Raw genomic sequence first — 2,048 nt, 5'->3', positions numbered from 1 at the left:
AAGCAATCGCCAACGCTCTCAAACGCTTCTCACCCGATGAATGTCAAAATTATCTCGCCGCCGCTGGATACGACGCTACCTGATCGAAAAATGCTCTAGATGGCGGGTCGTCGAGACGCCGGGCTATGACATGGCCTTGGCGGGCGCCTACACCCTGTTCGATGTGGCCGGCTGCGAATTCGCCCTTGATTGCTGCACCGGCTCCATTCATCGAGCTTGCCTCGGCGATACCGTCGAGCTAGCCGAGGGTGACGGTTGGGCCGAACTAAAGGATGACAGCTCACTCGAAGGGGAGATCTGCCTCCTCAACGGCGACAACACCCCATTCATCGCGCGCCGTTCAAAGAATTCTTCAACAGCCTGCTAGGGCTATGCAGCCCGTTTACAGCCGTTGGCCGTTAGAGCGGGCTTCTCAGGATCGCGGCGAGTGATTGCCGATCTGGGATGTCGTCGTTGCGCACCCCGAACACCTTAGCACCCGACCGCAGCGCGCGTCCCGCGATTTCGTCGACAACGCCATAGTTGCGGGCATCGCCGGCCTTATCGAAGGTCACGGCGCCGGTGTCATCGTCCACACTCCCGTCCACCACATTGTCGATGTCCACCAGCAATTGGTCGATGTTGCCGAACGTCGCCGCCCGCGCGGCGTCGGAGATGTCGGTCGTGGCGCGGCGCTGACCCTTGCGCTTCTCGAACAAGGCATGGAAGTCGGCAATCTGCCCTTCGTAATGCGCATCGAGAATCGGACGGGCGACACTCGCGAGATCGGCATCACTGGTTCTGTCGTGGCTGCCCGATATGGCGTGTGGCAACGCCGGGATCGCGCTCACGGAACGGAAGATGGCCTCAACGGGTTGCGTTGCGGCGACAATGAGGGGAAGGTTACTGCCGGCGAGAACCGGACGCAGGGCTGCGTCCACCTTGCGCACATACTGCGCCAGCCGGGTCTTTTGCCCTTCGCTGCCGTGGATGCGCCCGCTCGGCGAGCGGTCATTGATGGTGGATTTGCCTACGGCGCTGGCTGCATCTTTTGGAAGATTGGGCACCTTCACTGTCGTCGCCGGCAGGTCTGCCGAGACCTCTACCAGCCGCACCGCATTTTCCGAGATCGCCAGCACATAGGCCGCATGCGGGAATGTGATGGCACGGATCAAGGGCTTGAGGTGAAAACGGTCCGATACTTCCATGATCTGGCTCAGCCTGTTAGCTAAGCGATATGTGCGCAGAAAATCCGGGGTGGCGAAGACGGCGAGGCTGTGCGCCTGAAACCGCCAGAACTCCTCGTCATCTGCAAGATCATCCAGATGCTCTTGCAGACTAGCCAGCCGTCGCTTGTCTGTTCCGGCCTCCTGAAGCTGCCGGGTCGCCTCCTTCGCGAGGTTGGAAAGCGTGATCCTCGCCTGCTGGACGTCCTGTGAAATCGGCGTCGTCGGCAGATAGATCGACACGCAGACATCCGCACGCAACTCGTTCAGGGAGGACAGGTCGCGGGATGTTGGGATGTCGAGATAAAGCATGCGGTGTGTGTCCTTCCGGCGGATGGATGATGGTGGTTGTCCGACCCTATATGAAAAGTTGATGCCAAGCCAAGATGCGGTCATTTTGGTAATTAGTCAGTGTTGGACGTACTTCGCCGCGACGACTGGATTGTCGGGGTGAGACAACAAGAACATGAATGCTTCGTGCAGAGCGCCGGGCATGACCGCAGTCACGCAATATTGCCGCTTGCTTGGTTTAATCGAACGCCTGCTTCCAGGAAAATGGAGGATAGGTGACTGCGTCTCAGAAGCGGTCGGGAGCGGTCACGCCGAATTGTCGCGAGAGTTGGCTTTTTGCGCGCGACTTTTTGCGACAGGAATTTCTCTGAATTCCCCGTCTCCTGCATTTTCGTAAAAGTTATCCCCGCAGGCTCACCTCGTAACAGTTGCGTGGGGATTCGGCGCATCCGGAAAGACCCCGCCGAACACCTCACCAAGCGGCTGTTCCGCGTTCACGGCGAGGGAGTAGATCGCAGACACAGGTCCTCATCGGAAAGCGCTTCTCCATCT

2 protein-coding genes are annotated in these 2,048 nt (G+C 59.1%); one reads left to right on the top strand and one right to left on the bottom strand.

The features are described 5' to 3' along the window. The first annotated feature begins 136 nt into the window (after nucleotides 1–136). The gene (locus B2M20_RS18615; protein ID WP_420799346.1) at nucleotides 137–367 is read left to right on the top strand and encodes a hypothetical protein; all 231 of its coding nucleotides are present in this window, start codon (nucleotides 137–139) and stop codon (nucleotides 365–367) included. A gap of 31 nt (nucleotides 368–398) precedes the next feature. On the opposite strand, the gene B2M20_RS18610 is transcribed toward B2M20_RS18615, so the two are convergent. Further along, nucleotides 399–1,517, bottom strand: coding sequence for a baeRF11 domain-containing protein (locus B2M20_RS18610; RefSeq protein WP_079448499.1), 1,119 nt, complete (start codon nucleotides 1,515–1,517; stop codon nucleotides 399–401). Nucleotides 1,518–2,048 lie beyond the last annotated feature (531 nt).

This window comes from Nitrobacter vulgaris, from assembly GCF_002028545.1.
Taxonomy (GTDB): Bacteria; Pseudomonadota; Alphaproteobacteria; order Rhizobiales; family Xanthobacteraceae; genus Nitrobacter; species Nitrobacter vulgaris.
The sequence above is the reverse complement of the archived record's forward strand: the minus strand, read 5'-3'. Positions and strand labels throughout refer to the sequence as shown.

What these genes read in the sequence shown, in the direction of transcription:
- B2M20_RS18610 (WP_079448499.1), bottom strand. Translation starts at nt 1,517, where the DNA reads ATGCTTTATCTCGACATCCCAACATCCCGCGACCTGTCCTCCCTGAAC.